Genomic DNA, 15,613 nt, shown 5'->3' with positions numbered 1-15,613 from the left:
TCCGCACCTAAAACTTCGTCACCACCCCGATGCCGATGCCCTCGAACCCGCCCATCGCCATCAACGCCGCTGGCGCCTCATCGAGGCTGATCTTCTTGCCGACCAGCAGTTCCGGCTTCAGCTTGCCGGTGCGGATCATCTCCATCATCGCGGGGTAGCGGTAGGCCTGCATGCCATGGCTGCCGAGGATTTCGAGCTCGAAGGCGATCACCTTGTCCATCGGCACCTGTGGCCGGGCGTGTTCGCCCAGCATCAGGCCGACCTGCACGTGGCGGCCACGCCGGCGCAGATTGGAAATCGAGTTGAACGACGTCGTGGGGTGGCCGAGCGCGTCCATCGACATGTGTGCGCCGCCATTGGTGATCTGCTTGACCGCCTTGACGACATTCGGCGTGTTCGAGGCATTGATGGTCGCCACGGCGCCGATCTTTTTGGCGAACTCCAGCTTCTCGTCGGTAAGGTCGATGGCAATGACATTGGCGCCCATGGAGCTGGCGATCATGATCGCCGACAGGCCGACGCCGCCGCAGCCATGCACCGCGACCCATTCGCCCGGCGTCACCCGGCCCTGGTCGACAATGGCGCGAAACGAGGTAACGAAGCGGCAGCCGAGGCTGGCGGCGGTGGCGAATTCCATCTCCTCGGGCAGCCGCACGAGGTTGGTGTCGGCATGTTCGATGGCAACATATTCGGCAAACGAGCCCCAGGCGGTGAAGCCTGGCTGCGTTTGATGCTCGCAGACCTGGTGGTTGCCGGAGGTGCATTCGAAACAGCGGCCGCAGCCGACGCAGAACGGCACGGTGACGCGCTCGCCGGCCTTCCAGCGAGTGACCTGCTTGCCGACGGCAACGACGATGCCGGCCAGTTCATGGCCGGGAACATGCGGCAGCGTGATGCCGTCATCATGGCCCATCCAGCCATGCCAGTCGCTGCGGCAGAGCCCTGTCGCCTCGACCTTGATGACGACGCCATCGGCGGCCGGCTTGGGATCCGGCACGGTCTGGATCGTCGGCGCTTGGCCGAATTTCTCGAAGACGACGGCTTTCATCGGGTGGTCCTCATGCTCTGCGCCAGCGCGCTTCTATTCCGCATCTATCTGATTCTCCGGCGCTGCCTGCTGAAAGGCCGGCTGCGCCATGCAGGCGGCGTGGATGCGCGAGATCGTAGGGTAGGGCGTCAGGTCGACGCCGAAGCGGGCGTTGCTGGCGATCTGCGCGACCAGGCAGATGTCGGCGAGGCCCGGCGCGTCGCCGTGGCAGAAAGTGCCTGTCTCAGCCGAGGAAGCCAGAATCTTTTCAAGCGGCTGAAAGCCCTCGTTCACCCAGTGGCGGAACCAGTTGACGATATCCTGGTCGCCGGCGCCGAACAAAGTGCGCAGCGAGGTCAGCACGCGCAGATTGTTCACTGGGTGGATGTCGCAGGCGATCATCTGCGCCAGCATTCGCACGCGCGCACGGCCGAGCGCGTCCCTCGGCAGCAGCGGCGGTTCGGGATTGGTCTCGTCGAGATATTCGATGATCGCCAGCGACTGCGTCAAAAGTGTGCCGTCGCCGAGGATCAGCGCCGGTACCAGCGCTTGCGGATTGACCGCGCGATAGGCCGGCTCCAGATGGTCGCCATGACGCAGGTGATGCGGCACGTATTCGTAGGTCAGCCCCTTCATCTCCAGCGCGATGCGCGCGCGGTAGGAGGTGGAGGAGCGGTAGTAATTGTGGAGGACGAGGTCGCTCATCGGATCACGTCTTGCTCATGGAATCTTGGCCGATGGTGATCTCGATGGTGCCGATGCCGTCGACACCGCCGGTCATCGTCTGCCCCGTGGCGACCGCGCCGACGCCGGCCGGCGTGCCGGTGAAGATCAGGTCGCCCGGTTGTAGTGCAACCGACTCGCTGCAGATCGAAACGATATCGGCGATAGGCCAAATGAGTTCGGCGAGGTCGCCGTCCTGTTTCACCGCGCCGTCGACGGCGAGCCAGATGCGGCCCTTTTGCGGGTGGCCGGATTGTGCGGCAGGGACCAGCGGGCCGCAGGGCGCCGAGCGGTCGAAAGCCTTCGACCAGTCCCAGGGACGCGCGGCTTTCTTGGCCTCGTCCTGCAGGTCGCGGCGGGTGAGGTCGATACCGACGCCGTAGCCCCAGACATGGTCGAGCGCTTGCGCACGGGGGATGCGGAAGCCGGCCTTGCCGATCGCCGCCACCAGTTCGATCTCGTGATGAAGGTTCTTGGTCAGCGGGGGGTAGGGGATCGTGCTGCCGCTATCGACAACCGCATCGGCCGGCTTGGTGAAGAAGAAGGGCGGGTCGCGCTCGTCATTGCCGAGTTCGCGGGCGTGCGCGGCATAGTTGCGGCCGACGCAGAAGATGCGGCGCACGGCAAAGCGCTCGGCCGAGCCGGCGACGGCCACCGATGGTGTTGCGGGCAAGGGGAGGACGAAGTCTGTCATGCCAGGTCTTTCTGCTTCAGTTGCCGGCACATTTGACCGATTTGGACGGCCGGGCAAGGCATGAGCGTCGCGAAAGCGTCGGCGCCGCTTGCTTGATTAAGATGGCGATAGACTATTTGCCAATAAGCTGGCCATACCAGCGGGAGTATCGTGCCCAGGGAGGACTGAAACGAGCCCCATGACAGCAATCAACGATCGCGCCCGGTTTCTGATCATCGACGACCATCCGCTGTTTCGCGAGGCGCTGCACAGCGCCGTGCAGATGGCCTACCCGGAAGTCGACACTGTGGAGGCGCGCTCGATCGCCGAGGCGCTCGATCTTCTGGGCGGGATAAAACCGTTCGATCTGGCGCTACTCGATCTCAACATGCCCGATGTCCATGGCTTTGACGGGCTGCTGCAGCTCAGGACCCGACATCCGCGGCTGCCGGTGGTTGTCGTCTCGGGCTATGAGGAACCGAAGATCATCTCCGAGGCGCTGTCCTATGGCGCTGCCGGCTTCATCCCGAAATCGGCGCGCAAAAGCGATCTCGCTGCCGCCATCCGCTCGGTGATGGAGGGCGCGATCTATGTGCCGGAAAACTATGAGGGACAGCCGCCGGACGCTGACAGCACAGATCGCGCCGACATGGTGCAGCGGCTGGCGAAACTGACGCCGCAGCAATTGCGCGTGCTGCAGATGCTGCGCCAGGGCCTGCTCAACAAGCAGATCGCCTACGAGTTGCAGGTCGGCGAGACCACGGTGAAGGCGCATGTCTCGGAGATCCTGCGCAAGCTCAATGTGTATAGCCGGACGCAAGCGGTGATCGAGGTGTCGAAGCTCGACAATGCGGAGCTGTTCAGGGATCAGGCGGGGTTTTGAGGGGTGGCTCAAGAGTACCCTGTTGGCCGTAATTCTTGGCGCCCAGGTTAGAACTTCAGGCCGCTTTCCGCATCCTCTCTAACTCTCATAAAGTACCTGGTCATCGCCAAAAGATCTGAAACGCCGTTCGGAAACAAATTGACTATCGAGCCGTCCTTAAGATGTACGTTTAGGTATTTGCTATCCTTTCCATCTGGAGTGGATACGAGCCCAAGATCTCGATATAGTATGATCTTTTTTCCCAAGTGGTCATATTCGATTCCACTCTCGTAGAAATAAATAGGGCCGTTGGGCTTGTCGCCGAGGTATGTTCCAATAAGCCGGCCAATTTCAGATGCTTCTTCGGAGTTTTCGAACACATCCTGTGGAACAGTTTTGTAATTTTTCAATTTCGACAGAATTCGATGAGCTCTTGATCTGGCTGCCATTTTATTTAATCCAAGATTGCCGTGATAGTGCAGCACCGTTGCGATGAATTCCGGTGGCAGCGCACTATTTCCTCACTTGCCCGAGCCCTTGGGGTAGATCGGCACTACCTCGCGAATTTCCGGGCTATCTGTCTGCTTTTCTGACTCGCCCATTTCGAGTCTCTGATGGCAACGAGCGAGCTCTTCAGCATTCCGATTTCCACTTCGTCGAGAAACGGAAGCCATGCCACGGCAAATTCTGTCCACCCCCTGGATCCCGACTCGAAAGCTGCGGCGACGACTTTCCAGGCTGGGAATCTGTCGATCGAACCGGCGCTTTTCGCAAGCTCATCGAGCAACGGTCTGACCTCTGGAAGCGGGCGCTCCAGAAGGGGCCAGACCCTGAAAAATCTTTGGGCTCACTGAGATAGGCCCTGCCGTTTGACCATGAGACGTACCAACGTCCTGCTTCGTCAAGCCTCAAGTCAACCCCGTCTATGATCGCCAGCCTGTTGCCCGCCATCTCGCTCACGGCACCGCGTCGGCGCGCATCAGCGTCACCCTCCTTATCCGATCTGCATGAGGCTGATATTCGATGTGTATTGAATGATCCGCCTCGTCAAATCGGTCCCAAGGGCCGTATTCACCCAAGATGGGATCTGTCCGTGCGGCGCCGCTTTTTGAGGGCGTGCCAAAACTGCTCAGCACGCCGTTGCGACTGGATGAGAAGGGAATGTCCCAGAGGTCCCGATCCAGATTGTCGGCTTCTATGAATATGCAGTCTATCTTGTCGTCGATATCGGAGGTGATGGAAAAATTATTGCGCTTAGACACATAGTTTATGCGGATTTCCGGCAGGTCATCATCGATCGTTTTTTTAAACTTCCAGGACATGAAGGGTGATGACGCCAGGAGCGATGATGCCGGCTTTCCCAGGTAGCCAAGAATATTATTAGCCATCGGTTCTACCTACCGCACAACCTGTTTCAAGCCAGCAAATGCGCCAGCAGCGCCCTTAGCTGCGCCGGTTTCAGCGGCTTGCGCATCAGCTCGATGCCTGCGGAGCGGGCGGCCTTGGCGACGGCTTCGGAGGCGTCGGCGGTGACGATCAGCGCCGGTACGGCGCGGCCGAGATAGTCGCGGACTTCAGCGATGGTGGCGGTGCCGAGGTCGCCGTCGTCGAGATGCTGGTCGGCAATGACGATGTCGGGCACCCAATCGGTGTCGCCGAGCAGGCTGATTGCATCCTCGGTCGAGGTCGCGGCGCGCACCAGGCACTGCCAGCGCTCGAGCAGGAAGGTCATCGCCTGCAGCACGTCGGCGTCGTTTTCGACCAGAAGCACCTTGGTGCCGAACAGGCCGTAGCCGCGCGGACGCTCCATCTCGGCAAGGCTGGCGATGGCGTCGGCGCTGGCGCCGATGCCGACCGGCACATCGATGTGGAAGATCGTGCCGCGTCCGACCTTCGAGGAGAACGTCACGGGATGGCCGAGCGCGGCGGCCATGCGCCGCACGATGGCAAGGCCCAGTCCCAGCCCGCCGCCGGAGATCCCGGTATCGGCCGGAAAGGTGGAGCCGCGATGGAATTCCTCGAACACCGCTTCGCGCTGGTCGTCGGGAATGCCGCAGCCGGTGTCGGCGACATCGATGCGGATGGTGTCGCCGCGGTGCCTGGTGCCAACCAGCACGCCGCCGGAGCGGGTGTAGCGCAGCGCATTGGACAGGATGTTCTGCAGGATGCGGCGCAAAAGTGTGCGGTCCGAACGCACCACGGCGCTGACCGGGCGGAATTTCAGTGTCAGCCCCTTCAGCTTGGCAACCGGCTGGAAATCCGAGCGTAGCGAGGAAAACAGCGTCTCCAAATTGACGTCGCCAATGTCGGGCAGGACCACGCCGGCATCGAGCTTGGAAATGTCGAGCAGCGTGCGCAGCAGGTCTTCCATCGTCTCCAGCGAGCGCTCGACCTGGCGGACGAGTTTCTTGCCCTCGTCGCTGGTTTGCACTTCGGCCAGCGCCGAGACGGAGAGATGGGCGGCGTTCAGCGGCTGCAGCACGTCATGGCTGGCGGCGGCCAGGAACCGGGTCTTGGACAGGTTCGCCAGTTCGGCGTTTTCCTTGGCGGCACTGAGGTCGATGTTCGACTGTTCCAGCCGGCGCAGGGTCGAATGCAGTTCCTCGGTGCGGATGCGCACTCGATTCTCGAGCGAAATCGCAGTCTGGAACAGCGAGAAGGCATTGCCCTGCTGGTCCATCGAGCGCTCGACGCGGCTGACCAGAGCGGCGTTGATCTTCTTCAGCCGGTCGATGTCGTCGATATCCCTGAGCGGCATGGAACCTATTCCGCCGCCTGGCGGTCGCCGAAAGCGATGCCGGTGAAAGTCTGGTTGAGGTGCATCGAGCGGTACTGTTCGCCATAGGTGCCGAAACCGATGACGTTGTTGACCCGGTAGAGTTCGGAGATGTCGCGGAAGACCTGGCGGTTGCGCGCATCGAGCCTTCGCAGCACACAATCGAAGCCGAGGATCATGTCGATGCCGCCGAGCCGCTCCTCGACGTCGCGCAGGGCGGCGCGCGTCGATTCCACCATGTCCTTGGGCTGGGCGATGGACAGCACGACGCCGTCGTCGATGGCGCAGAAGAACGACAGCGAGCCGTCGGGATGCATCTTCTGGATCGAGCGACAGTAATATTCGCCACCCACCTTCACCACCACCGGGTGCGAGGCGAAGCTCAGCGGCGTCAGGTTCTGCGCGACGATGCCGACCGAAGCGGCATATTCCTCAGCCGCATTGGTGGCGTTGAATTCGCGCACAGTGCGATGGTCGGGATCGGATGCCGTCACCACCAGCTTCTCGTCGGTGGGGACGAAATTGTCGGTCTTGAAGACGTGGAAGGGAACTTCGGTTGATATAAGCACGATGATGGCGCTGTCGGAAGCCACCTTGCCGTTTGAGATCAGCCTGGTGGTTTCGAATTTCAAATCGTCGCCCGCCGAACCGCCGATCAGCGGGATGTCGTCCAGCCCCCAATGGATGGCCGAGGTCACCGCTTCCTCGGCAAACGACAGGCCGTCGATGAAGCAGAGCGCAAAGGTGCTGTTGGAATGGCAACTGCCGATGCGCCCGCGCAGCAGCCGCCGCAAAGCCTCGACTTCACCGGTGATCCTGTCCATGCCCGACGAGGAGAGATTGTCGACCATGGTGCTGACCGCGCAAAACGACGCGGAAGGAAGCAGAAGGGCCAGCACATGGCCTTCCTCCAGGCCCTGCGGGGTGATCTCGCCGGCAGTCGAGCAGGCGGCATAGGCCAGCCCCGGCGCATGGGTCTTCAGCGCTTGCGACAGCGCGCTGGCGTCGACCAGGCTCTGCGAGAAGAACAGCAGCGCAAAGCCGGCGTTGATGGCAGAGGCTTCGGCGGCGACCGCCTGGGCGAACGCATCCATGTCAGGCTCGTCTGTGGTGAGCGCCGACAGACCGGATGCATAGCTCGTCCGTGAACTGGCCAGCAGCTTTCTCCGCATTCCTCCGACGCATTTTTTGCGCGCTTGTTTTTATGTCTCTTGGCGCCGGCGTCGATGACATTGTTGCCTTCAATCCGCACTTTGGCAATGGGGCCGACAGGCCCATGATTTTCGCTTTCTCCATGACCGAAAGTACAATGAGCGCCGTGTGTTTTTTGCGCGTTGTGCGGTGTACGAATAGCGCATGGCCGAGCGCCAAAGCCGCATCGGCAGCATGATTACCGAGGTAATACCCAGGGAGGATGCATGTCGGACGTTTCGTTTGTCGTGAACGGAAAACGGGTCACTGGCGCTGCCGAGGACCGAACGCTTCTGGTTCATTTCCTGCGTGAAAATCTTGGTCTCACCGGAACGCATGTCGGTTGCGACACTTCGCAATGCGGCGCCTGCGTCGTGCATGTCGACGGCAGGGCGGTGAAGTCCTGTTCGATGCTGGCCGTGCAGGCCTCCGGGTCGATCGTGGTGACGATCGAAGGGCTCGCCAACGGCGCCGACCTGCATCCGGTGCAAGCCGCGTTCAAGGAACATCACGGCCTGCAATGCGGCTTCTGCACGCCGGGCATGATCATGACCGCGACCGACATGATCGCGCGCCATCCCGAAGGCCTCGACGAGGCGACGGTGCGCACCGAGCTCGAAGGCAACATCTGCCGCTGCACCGGCTACCACAACATCGTCAAGGCGATCCTCGCCGCATCGAAGACGATGGCGAAGGTGTCCAAGGGCAAGGCGAAACAGGCAGCTTAGGGAGTAGGCAGTAGGCAATAGAGCGTAGGGCAAACCGGCCAAACGGAACCGCGAGCCCCTTTTCTAATGTCTACTCCCTACTGCCTATTCCCCTAAATTCCGGAGGAATTTCCTATGGGTATTGAAGGCATCGGCGCTCGGGTCGTGCGCAAGGAAGACAAAAGGTTCATTACCGGCGCCGGCCGTTATGTCGACGACATGGTGGTTCCCGGCATGAAGCATGCCGCTTTCGTGCGCAGCCCGCACGCGCATGCGCAGATCAAGAAGATCGACGTCAAGAAGGCTCAAGGCATGCCCGGCGTCATCGGCGTCTTGACCGGCAAGGAACTCAAGGCCGACGGCATCGGCAACCTGATCTGCGGCTGGATGATCCATTCCAAGAACGGCTCGCCAATGAAGATGGGGGCATGGTCGCCGCTCGCCGTCGACAAGGTGCGCTATGTGGGCGACGCCATCGTCATCGTGGTGGCCGAAACCAAGGGTCAGGCGCGCGACGCGGCAGAGGCCGTCGAGATCACCTACAAGGAACTGAAGGCGGTGGTCGATGCCACCAAGGCGCTGCAAAAGGGTGCGCCGCAGGTCCATGCCGAGGCCGAGGACAATCTGATCTTCGACTGGGAGATCGGCGACGCCAAGGCGACCGACGCGGCGATCAAGGCGGCCGCCCACGTCACCCGCATGAAGATCGTCAACAACCGGCTGGTGCCCAACGCCATGGAGCCGCGCGCGGCGCTTGGCCATTACGACAAGGCCGAGGATCATTTTACCTGCTGGACGACGTCGCAGAACCCGCATGTGGCGCGGCTGGTGATGAGCGCCTTCTACAATGTCGCGCCGGAAAACAAATTGCGCGTCATTGCGCCCGATGTCGGCGGCGGCTTCGGCTCGAAGATCTACATTTACCCCGAAGAGATCGTCTGCCTGTGGGCGTCGAAGAAAACCGGCGTGCCGGTCAAATGGGTCGCCGACCGCACCGAAAGCTTCCTTACCGATGCGCATGGCCGCGACCATGTCTCGACCGTGGAAATGGCGTTCGACAAGAACAACAAGATCACCGGTTTCAAGGTCGACACCATCGCCAACCTCGGCGCCTACATGTCGCTGTTCTCGTCCTGCGTGCCGACCTATCTCTACGCGACGCTGCTGTCGGGCCAGTACAACATCCCGACGATCCACGCCAATGTGCGCACCGTCTACACCAACACCGCACCGGTCGATGCCTATCGCGGGGCAGGGCGGCCGGAGGCGACCTACCTGCTGGAACGCACCATGGAGACGGCCGCGCGTGAACTCGGCGTGTCGCCGGCGGAGCTTCGACGCACCAACTTCATCACCACCTTCCCGCATCAGACGCCGGTCATCATGAACTATGACGCCGGCGACTATGGCGCTTCGCTCGATGCGGCGACGAAAGCGTCCGACTATGCCGGCTTTGCCAAGCGCAAGGCGGCCGCCGCCAAGCAGGGCATGCTGCGCGGCATCGGCATGAGCTGCTACATCGAGGCCTGCGGCATTGCGCCGTCGGCGGCGGTCGGCTCGCTCGGCGCCGGCGTCGGCCTGTGGGAATCGGCCGAAGTCCGGGTCAACGCCGTCGGCACGATCGAGGTGCTGACCGGCTCGCACAGCCACGGCCAGGGCCATGAGACGACGTTCGCGCAACTGGTCAACCAGCGTTTCGGGGTGCCGATCGACTCGGTCTCGATCGTCCATGGCGACACCGACAAGGTGCAGATGGGCATGGGCACCTACGGCTCGCGCTCGGGCGCCGTCGGAATGTCGGCAATCGCCAAGGCGCTCGACAAGGTCGAGGCCAAGGCCAAGAAAATCGCCGCCCACCTGCTCGAGGCCGACGAGGGCGACATCGTCATCGAAAATGGCGAGGTCAAGGTTGCCGGCACCGACAAGAGCCTGCCCTGGTTCCAGGTGGCGCTTGCCGCCTACACCGCGCACAATCTGCCGGCCGGCATGGAGCCCGGCTTGAAGGAAACGGCCTTCTACGATCCGGCGAACTTCACCTTCCCGGCCGGCTGCTACATCTGCGAGGTCGAGATCGATCCGGAAACCGGCACGACCGAGATCATCCAGTTCGTCGCCGCGGACGATTTCGGCAACATCATCAACCCGATGATCGTCGAGGGCCAGGTGCATGGCGGCATCGCCCAGGGAATCGGCCAGGCGCTGCTGGAGGGCGCTCACTATGACGCCAGCGGACAGCTGCTGACGGCGAGCTACATGGATTATACGATGCCCCGCGCGGGCGATCTGCCGTCGTTCAAGGTTTCGACCTCGAACACCCCGTGCCCGAGCAATCCGTTGGGGATCAAGGGTTGTGGCGAGGCCGGCGCCATCGGCTCGCCGCCAGCGGTCATCAACGCCATCACCGACGCCATCGGCATTGTCGACATTGCCATGCCGGCCTCGCCGTCAACGGTCTGGGCAGCGATCCGCGCGGCAAAGAAGCACTGAGGAGGAACGAAGATGTATTCGGTCAATTATCATCGCGCCGCCTCGGTCACTGACGCCGCCAAGCTGGTGAAGAGCGGCGACGCCAAGCTTTTGTCGGGCGGCATGACGCTGATCCCGGCGATGAAGACGCGGCTTGCCGCCCCTTCCGACCTGGTCGACCTGTCGCGGATCAAGGATCTGCAAGGCGTCAAGGTGTCGGGCAAGACCGTCACCATCGGTGCGGCCACCACCCATTACGACGTCGCCAATGACGAGAAGCTGAGAAAGGCCTGCCCGGCGCTGGCGCATCTGGCGTCGCTGATCGGCGATCCGGCGGTGCGCCACAAGGGCACGATCGGCGGTTCGGTCGCCAACAACGACCCGGCCGCCGATTATCCGGCAGCGCTGCTGGCGCTCGGCGCCACCATCGTCACCAACAAGCGCGAGATTGCGGCCGCCAAATTCTTCACCGGCCTGTTCGAGACGGCGCTGAAAGACGGCGAGATCATCACCGCGGTGAGTTTTACCGCGCCGGCCAAGGCAGCCTACGAAAAATTCCGCAATCCGGCCTCGCGCTATGCGATCGTCGGGGTGTTCGTGGCCAAGGGCAAGGACGGGGTCAGCGTGGCCGTCACCGGCGCCGGCGATGACGGCGTGTTCCGCTCGAAGGAGATCGAGGCGGCACTGGCAAAAAACTTCGCCGCATCGGCGCTCGACGGCGTGAAAGTGCCGGCGAAGAATCTGATGACCGACCTCCACGCTTCGGCCGAATACCGCGCCAATCTGATCGCGGTGATGGCAAAACGCGCTGTGGCCGCGGCCAATGCCTGACACTGTCCATTACTGACAAGGAAAGGGGCCCTTGCGGCCCCTTTTTCGTGGAAGGCTCGCTGTACCTGCCCAGTTCTCGCGAGTTCGCCGTAGCGCGCGGATCCGTTGCTCCAGGTAATTCCCGTGCAAGAACAGACGCATGCTTCCCAGGGACTGCTCCGGCCCCATTCTCGCACTTGCACAAAGTGATATTGCACTGCAATATACAGTCAGGCGGAGCACGGGGTGGATTCTGAGCGCAGTGATATGAGCTGCGCCGGGATTTTGCGTCGTAGAGGATCGGCATGACCGACATTTCCGCAGCGTCCGTTGCCTTGCCGCGGGCGGCGGCCGATCAAACCGCAAGAACCAGGCTGGCCTATCTCGACGGCTGGCGTGGGCTGTCGATCGCACTGGTGCTGATCGGCCATTTTTTCCCCGTTCCCGGGATCAATCTCGGCGTGCTCGGCGTCGAGTTCTTCTTCGTGCTCAGCGGCCGGCTGATGGGCGAGATCCTGTTCATCGAGAGATTTCCGCTGAAGAAATTCTTCAAGCGCCGCTTCTCGCGCATCTATCCGGCGCTGCTGGTGTTCGTGGTCGCCGCCATGATCGGGCTTTCCGCAACCTTCATCGCCTTCAAATGGAAGGCGGCGCTGACGGCGCTGACCTTCACCTACAACTATGCCGGCATTCTGATTACCCGCGCCGGCGCGCTCGACCATATCTGGTCGCTCTGTGTCGAAGAGCATGCCTACATCATCCTGGCGCTGATCAGCGTGGTGGTGACGGGGCGGGCCAATGTCGTGCGGCTGCTGGTGACGCTCTCGCTGCTGGCAATGGCCAATGGCGCGATTTCATACTGGGTGCTCGGCATGGACTATGAACACAGCTATTGGCGCACCGATGTGCACATCGCGTCGATCCTGCTGTCGGCCTCGATCTGCCTGCTCAAGCATGACGGCCGGCTGCCATCCTTGCTGAAAGGGCCCTATGTGAGCCTGGTGTCGGCGGTGGTCGCCGTCCTGCTGTTCGTCGATCCGGTGCCGACGCCGATCCACTATCTCCTGGCGGTGCCGTTGCTGGCGCTGGCCGTCAACACGCTGGACACCAGCAGCTGGCACCTGAGCGGCTTCTTGTCGTCGAGGCCGATGGTGATGATCGGCCTGTGGTCGTACTCGCTCTATCTCTGGCAACAGCCCTTCTACAAATTCGTCGCCGAGCAGGGCAGCGCGCCGATCCCGATGCTGGCGGCAGTCTTTGCCTGTGCGCTGTGTAGCTACTATCTGGTCGAGAAGCCCGCACGCGCATGGCTGAACCGCAATTGGTGAGTTCTGCGGCGCCGGCTTTCTCGTGCTTGGTATGCCTCCTGGTCGGCATTCCGTATGGGGCTTCTGGATAACGCTCAGCAGCGCCTTGGCGCTGTTCCAGTAATCGCGGGCGGGATCAGACCGCTGCGCCCTTCTTCTGCGCCGCGAGATAGCGGCGCAGGCCGGCTTCGCCGCGCGGCGTGGTCCAGCGATGGTTCCAGGCAAAGGCCGGCCTTAGCAATGGCGCCAGCAGCTTCAGGATCGGCCGCAGCACCGTGACCTGCCAGGTCAGCTTGACGTGGGTTCCCGATCCCGAGGGCGACAGTTCCGCCCGCCACAGCCCGTCGAAATCGCCGAACGTCTTGACCACCACCAGCCGCCCTGGCTCGAGTTCGGCCGCCTCGACGATGAAGTTCAATTCATAGGGCAGGGCGCCGCGTGCCCGGGCTTTGGCCCGCGAGCCGACGACGCCCTTGCCTTTGCGGTCGAGCGGCACGACCTCCTTGTAGACATCGCCCCACCACAGCGGCAGCAATTCGGCATCGGAGAGCACGTCCCAGACCTGTTGCGGCGTCGCTTCGGGAATGTCCCAGCTTTCGTCGAAGCGGAAGACGTTGCTTGGCATGGTGTTTCGCCCCCGGCTGGCGGAAGCGGCTACATTAGTCCGGGCTTGTTTGTGGCACCAGTAGCGTCAGCCGTTGATCTGCCTGAGGTAGTAGCGCACCGCCTTCTTGCCGCCATGGATTACGGCGTCGCCGACCTCGGCAAAGCCAAGCGCGGCGTGGAATGCGTCCGAAGCGGGGTTTGGCGGGTCGGCGTTGACCTCGCAGGTGACGATGCTGTGGCCCGCGCGGGCGGCCTCCACAAACAGTTCCTCATAGAGCCGGCGGGCATGGCCGCGGCCGCGCGCCTGACCGGCGACAACGACACGGTCGACATAGACGAAGCGTGGATAGCGTTCGCGGAACCAGAGGAAATTCGGGCTGTCATAGTCCGCATCCTGGTCGAAGGTCATGATGAAGGCTTCGAGGGAACCGATGCAGCGGGCATAAAACGCTTCGCCGAGCAGGAAGGACAGCCGCTCGGGTTCGAGCCATGACAGCTCAGCCGCATGCTCATTGTTGAGGGCGAGGATGGCAGCTTCGTCCGCTGCCGAGACGCGGCTGATCGGTGAGGGCGCGGTCATCAAGCCCTGGCCGCCGCAATCGTCGCCGCCACCAGTGCTCCGTCGGTGACGGTGACACGGTACTCGCGGTCGAGATCGGTGCCGCCCATGCCGACTTGCGGGTTGCGGTAGGTCATAGTGCTCGGCACGTCCTTGAGCGCGGCGAAATGCATTTCCGTCAGCCCGGTGGCTGCCAGCACCCCGGCGATGTTGTTGGGGTCGAGCGCGCCGCAGCCGAGGATGATGATGCGGTGGCCCCCCTGGCGGACGAGATCCGCCAACAGGCCGGCGCCTTCCACTGCGGTGTCCCTCTGGCCGCTGGTCAGCACGCGGCCGACCTTGCAGCGGATCAGCGCTTCCAGCGCCTCCGCCGGGTCGCGGGTCATGTCGAAGGCGCGGTGGCAGGTGACGTTGAGCGGACCGGCGGCGTCGACCAGTGCGCCCATGCGGGTCTCGTCAATGGTGCCGTCGGCGTTGAGGCAGCCGACGACGACGCCGGCAACACCGAGATCGCGCAGCGCTGCGACATCGGCGAGCATCGAGCGGTATTCGGTATCGCTGTAGAGAAAATCGCCGCCGCGCGGACGCACGATAACGTGGAAGGGAATAGTCGCGCTTTCGAGTGCGGCGCGCACCGTGCCGAGGCTCGGCGTGATGCCGCCTTCGACCAGGCTGGCGCAGAGCTCGACCCGGTCGGCGCCGGCGGCTTGCGCGGCCAGCAATCCGTCGATGCCTTCGACGCAGATTTCGATCAGGGGGCGAGCATTTCCGGCCAAGGGGCGATCCTTCATGACTTAAAGACGGCCAGCCCTAGCATCGGCTCGGTTGCCGGGGAAGCGGAACAGCCAATCGCTGCTTGGGCCAGCCGGTAACCCGGCCGTAGCTATTGGCGCAGGATCGTGTTCTTGGCGCCCTGCTCGACCTGGTCGATGACCAGCAGCTTGACCGGGCCGTCGCCGATGTTGGTGGCCTGGTGCCACTGGCCGATCATCTCGATGATGAAATCGCCTGTCTTGTAGGTGCTGCTGTTGCCGGTCTCGACATTCGTCACCTTGAGCGTTCCGGCCTCGACATAGGCGTAGCGGGCAAACGGGTGCTTGTGCACCGGCAGCGTGGCGCCCACTGCAATGTCATAGGTCGAAACCAGCACCTGGACATTTTTCTGCGGCAGCACGATCGGCTGGCCGGACGCCGTCTGGGTGCGATCGGCAAGCGACGTGACGACGACCGGCGGACTGGAACTGTCCAGCGCCGCAGCGGGGTTTGCAGACAACGCTGCTGCGAGCAGCAGTGCCGATGCCAGAATCTTTCGCATGGTTCCTCCAATTTCTGCCGTCACGCCGCGCGGCGCCACCTGTCGTCAGTTACCGGTCGATGGAGACATAAATTCATCCGCCCGTGCCATCGTCCATCATCGTATTCGTGAGTTTCTCATAGATATTGCTGCATGTCTGAGACCGCGGGCAGTGTTTTACGACAAGCACCGGGACGACAGTCAGTGCGACCGCGACCAGGATTTGCGGGAAGAGAGAAGCCTCGAAGTGTTTGCCGAACAAGGCCCGGCAAGCGAAGTAGAGGCTTTGCGCCAGGCATGCCCAGACGAGGACATGCAGCAGCGTGCCCGTCGCTCTGGCATAGGGCGTTATGTACCCGTCGGGAAAGCCGACCATGCCGAGATCCACAAGCCATTGCAGAGCCAGCAGGCCGGACAGGAACGCCCACAGGACGAGCGTTGCACGGATGCCCAGGGATTTGCTGCCAACACTCATCGAAGCAATCGAAGCACAAAGGCTTAGGGCCTACCAGTGCGGTGTTCTCGGGGCAGGGTGCTAGCAGCTAGTACCCCGGCGCGTCGTGCTCTTCCCTGTTGTGGAAGCAGGCGATCCATCCCATCGGCAGACCTTGG

General features: G+C 62.5%; 17 protein-coding genes. 5 read left to right on the top strand and 12 right to left on the bottom strand.

Annotated elements, in window-relative coordinates; all coding sequences use genetic code 11:
- Nucleotides 1-7: 7 nt before the first annotated feature.
- The 3 genes from AC1DYC_RS08805 to AC1DYC_RS08795 are packed head-to-tail and all read right to left on the bottom strand — an operon-like array spanning nucleotide 8 to nucleotide 2,444.
- Nucleotides 8-1,048 (bottom strand): zinc-dependent alcohol dehydrogenase family protein, encoded by a 1,041-nt coding sequence (locus AC1DYC_RS08805; protein ID WP_477341946.1) that lies wholly within the window; start codon nucleotides 1,046-1,048, stop codon nucleotides 8-10.
- A 33-nt stretch (nucleotides 1,049-1,081) separates the two neighbouring features.
- Nucleotides 1,082-1,732, bottom strand: coding sequence for a maleylacetoacetate isomerase (gene maiA, locus AC1DYC_RS08800; RefSeq protein WP_477405508.1), 651 nt, complete (start codon nucleotides 1,730-1,732; stop codon nucleotides 1,082-1,084).
- 4 nt (nucleotides 1,733-1,736) lie between these two features.
- Nucleotides 1,737-2,444: a fumarylacetoacetate hydrolase family protein gene (locus tag AC1DYC_RS08795; RefSeq protein WP_477405506.1), complete on the bottom strand. Its 708-nt coding sequence runs from the start codon at nucleotides 2,442-2,444 to the stop codon at nucleotides 1,737-1,739.
- A 178-nt stretch (nucleotides 2,445-2,622) separates the two neighbouring features.
- On the opposite strand from AC1DYC_RS08795, the gene AC1DYC_RS08790 reads away from it, so the two are divergent.
- A complete protein-coding gene (locus AC1DYC_RS08790; protein ID WP_023681717.1) occupies nucleotides 2,623-3,306 on the top strand; it encodes a response regulator in 684 nt (227 codons plus the stop codon).
- Nucleotides 3,307-3,353: 47 nt separating this feature from the next.
- Here AC1DYC_RS08790 and AC1DYC_RS08785 read toward each other — a convergent pair whose 3' ends face one another.
- The 4 genes from AC1DYC_RS08785 to AC1DYC_RS08770 all read right to left on the bottom strand — a co-directional run bounded on the left by AC1DYC_RS08785 (nucleotide 3,354) and on the right by AC1DYC_RS08770 (nucleotide 7,233).
- Complete coding sequence (locus tag AC1DYC_RS08785) at nucleotides 3,354-3,734, bottom strand: hypothetical protein (RefSeq protein WP_477405504.1); 381 nt, start codon at nucleotides 3,732-3,734, stop codon at nucleotides 3,354-3,356.
- Nucleotides 3,735-4,241: 507 nt separating this feature from the next.
- Nucleotides 4,242-4,673 (bottom strand): hypothetical protein, encoded by a 432-nt coding sequence (locus tag AC1DYC_RS08780; protein WP_477405502.1) that lies wholly within the window; start codon nucleotides 4,671-4,673, stop codon nucleotides 4,242-4,244.
- A gap of 26 nt (nucleotides 4,674-4,699) precedes the next feature.
- On the bottom strand, nucleotides 4,700-6,043 hold the full coding sequence (locus AC1DYC_RS08775; RefSeq protein ID WP_477405500.1) for an ATP-binding response regulator: 1,344 nt from the start codon (nucleotides 6,041-6,043) through the stop codon (nucleotides 4,700-4,702).
- A 5-nt stretch (nucleotides 6,044-6,048) separates the two neighbouring features.
- Complete coding sequence (locus tag AC1DYC_RS08770) at nucleotides 6,049-7,233, bottom strand: FIST N-terminal domain-containing protein (RefSeq protein ID WP_477405498.1); 1,185 nt, start codon at nucleotides 7,231-7,233, stop codon at nucleotides 6,049-6,051.
- Nucleotides 7,234-7,479: 246 nt separating this feature from the next.
- Here AC1DYC_RS08770 and AC1DYC_RS08765 point away from each other — a divergent pair, with 246 nt between their 5' ends.
- The 4 genes from AC1DYC_RS08765 to AC1DYC_RS08750 all read left to right on the top strand — a co-directional run bounded on the left by AC1DYC_RS08765 (nucleotide 7,480) and on the right by AC1DYC_RS08750 (nucleotide 12,563).
- A complete protein-coding gene (locus AC1DYC_RS08765; protein WP_477405496.1) occupies nucleotides 7,480-7,980 on the top strand; it encodes a (2Fe-2S)-binding protein in 501 nt (166 codons plus the stop codon).
- Nucleotides 7,981-8,094: 114 nt separating this feature from the next.
- Entirely contained in the window at nucleotides 8,095-10,446 is a 2,352-nt protein-coding gene (locus AC1DYC_RS08760) for a xanthine dehydrogenase family protein molybdopterin-binding subunit (protein ID WP_477405494.1), read from the top strand.
- Nucleotides 10,447-10,458: 12 nt separating this feature from the next.
- The gene (locus AC1DYC_RS08755; protein ID WP_477405492.1) at nucleotides 10,459-11,256 is read left to right on the top strand and encodes an FAD binding domain-containing protein; all 798 of its coding nucleotides are present in this window, start codon (nucleotides 10,459-10,461) and stop codon (nucleotides 11,254-11,256) included.
- 284 nt (nucleotides 11,257-11,540) lie between these two features.
- Nucleotides 11,541-12,563: an acyltransferase family protein gene (locus tag AC1DYC_RS08750; protein ID WP_477405490.1), complete on the top strand. Its 1,023-nt coding sequence runs from the start codon at nucleotides 11,541-11,543 to the stop codon at nucleotides 12,561-12,563.
- A gap of 115 nt (nucleotides 12,564-12,678) precedes the next feature.
- Here AC1DYC_RS08750 and AC1DYC_RS08745 read toward each other — a convergent pair whose 3' ends face one another.
- From AC1DYC_RS08745 to AC1DYC_RS08725, 5 genes are all read right to left on the bottom strand, one after another.
- Complete coding sequence (locus AC1DYC_RS08745) at nucleotides 12,679-13,167, bottom strand: SRPBCC family protein (RefSeq protein WP_477405488.1); 489 nt, start codon at nucleotides 13,165-13,167, stop codon at nucleotides 12,679-12,681.
- Nucleotides 13,168-13,233: 66 nt separating this feature from the next.
- Complete coding sequence (locus AC1DYC_RS08740; RefSeq protein WP_477405486.1) at nucleotides 13,234-13,728, bottom strand: GNAT family N-acetyltransferase; 495 nt, start codon at nucleotides 13,726-13,728, stop codon at nucleotides 13,234-13,236.
- Nucleotides 13,728-14,498 carry a copper homeostasis protein CutC gene (locus AC1DYC_RS08735; protein WP_477405484.1) on the bottom strand — a complete coding sequence of 257 codons (771 nt, stop codon included), beginning with the start codon at nucleotides 14,496-14,498 and terminating at the stop codon, nucleotides 13,728-13,730. The genes AC1DYC_RS08740 and AC1DYC_RS08735 overlap by 1 nt, the downstream gene beginning before the upstream one ends.
- Nucleotides 14,499-14,590: 92 nt before the next feature.
- Nucleotides 14,591-15,022 carry a cupin domain-containing protein gene (locus tag AC1DYC_RS08730; protein WP_477405482.1) on the bottom strand — a complete coding sequence of 144 codons (432 nt, stop codon included), beginning with the start codon at nucleotides 15,020-15,022 and terminating at the stop codon, nucleotides 14,591-14,593.
- A 73-nt stretch (nucleotides 15,023-15,095) separates the two neighbouring features.
- On the bottom strand, nucleotides 15,096-15,476 hold the full coding sequence (locus AC1DYC_RS08725; RefSeq protein WP_477405480.1) for a hypothetical protein: 381 nt from the start codon (nucleotides 15,474-15,476) through the stop codon (nucleotides 15,096-15,098).
- Nucleotides 15,477-15,613: the final 137 nt, after the last annotated feature.

This window comes from Mesorhizobium sp. P2_E7, from assembly GCF_056403855.1.
The sequence above is the reverse complement of the archived record's forward strand: the minus strand, read 5'-3'. Positions and strand labels throughout refer to the sequence as shown.

Bases quoted from the DNA above. Each gene is read 5' to 3' on its own strand.
- AC1DYC_RS08805 (WP_477341946.1), bottom strand. From the start codon at position 1,048: ATGAAAGCCGTCGTCTTCGAGAAATTCGGCCAAGCGCCGACGATCCAG.
- maiA (WP_477405508.1), bottom strand. From the start codon at position 1,732: ATGAGCGACCTCGTCCTCCACAATTACTACCGCTCCTCCACCTCCTAC.
- AC1DYC_RS08795 (WP_477405506.1), bottom strand. From the start codon at position 2,444: ATGACAGACTTCGTCCTCCCCTTGCCCGCAACACCATCGGTGGCCGTC.
- AC1DYC_RS08790 (WP_023681717.1), top strand. From the start codon at position 2,623: ATGACAGCAATCAACGATCGCGCCCGGTTTCTGATCATCGACGACCAT.
- AC1DYC_RS08785 (WP_477405504.1), bottom strand. From the start codon at position 3,734: ATGGCAGCCAGATCAAGAGCTCATCGAATTCTGTCGAAATTGAAAAAT.
- AC1DYC_RS08780 (WP_477405502.1), bottom strand. From the start codon at position 4,673: ATGGCTAATAATATTCTTGGCTACCTGGGAAAGCCGGCATCATCGCTC.
- AC1DYC_RS08775 (WP_477405500.1), bottom strand. From the start codon at position 6,043: ATGCCGCTCAGGGATATCGACGACATCGACCGGCTGAAGAAGATCAAC.
- AC1DYC_RS08770 (WP_477405498.1), bottom strand. From the start codon at position 7,233: ATGCGGAGAAAGCTGCTGGCCAGTTCACGGACGAGCTATGCATCCGGT.
- AC1DYC_RS08765 (WP_477405496.1), top strand. From the start codon at position 7,480: ATGTCGGACGTTTCGTTTGTCGTGAACGGAAAACGGGTCACTGGCGCT.
- AC1DYC_RS08760 (WP_477405494.1), top strand. From the start codon at position 8,095: ATGGGTATTGAAGGCATCGGCGCTCGGGTCGTGCGCAAGGAAGACAAA.
- AC1DYC_RS08755 (WP_477405492.1), top strand. From the start codon at position 10,459: ATGTATTCGGTCAATTATCATCGCGCCGCCTCGGTCACTGACGCCGCC.
- AC1DYC_RS08750 (WP_477405490.1), top strand. From the start codon at position 11,541: ATGACCGACATTTCCGCAGCGTCCGTTGCCTTGCCGCGGGCGGCGGCC.
- AC1DYC_RS08745 (WP_477405488.1), bottom strand. From the start codon at position 13,167: ATGCCAAGCAACGTCTTCCGCTTCGACGAAAGCTGGGACATTCCCGAA.
- AC1DYC_RS08740 (WP_477405486.1), bottom strand. From the start codon at position 13,728: ATGACCGCGCCCTCACCGATCAGCCGCGTCTCGGCAGCGGACGAAGCT.
- AC1DYC_RS08735 (WP_477405484.1), bottom strand. From the start codon at position 14,498: ATGAAGGATCGCCCCTTGGCCGGAAATGCTCGCCCCCTGATCGAAATC.
- AC1DYC_RS08730 (WP_477405482.1), bottom strand. From the start codon at position 15,022: ATGCGAAAGATTCTGGCATCGGCACTGCTGCTCGCAGCAGCGTTGTCT.
- AC1DYC_RS08725 (WP_477405480.1), bottom strand. From the start codon at position 15,476: ATGAGTGTTGGCAGCAAATCCCTGGGCATCCGTGCAACGCTCGTCCTG.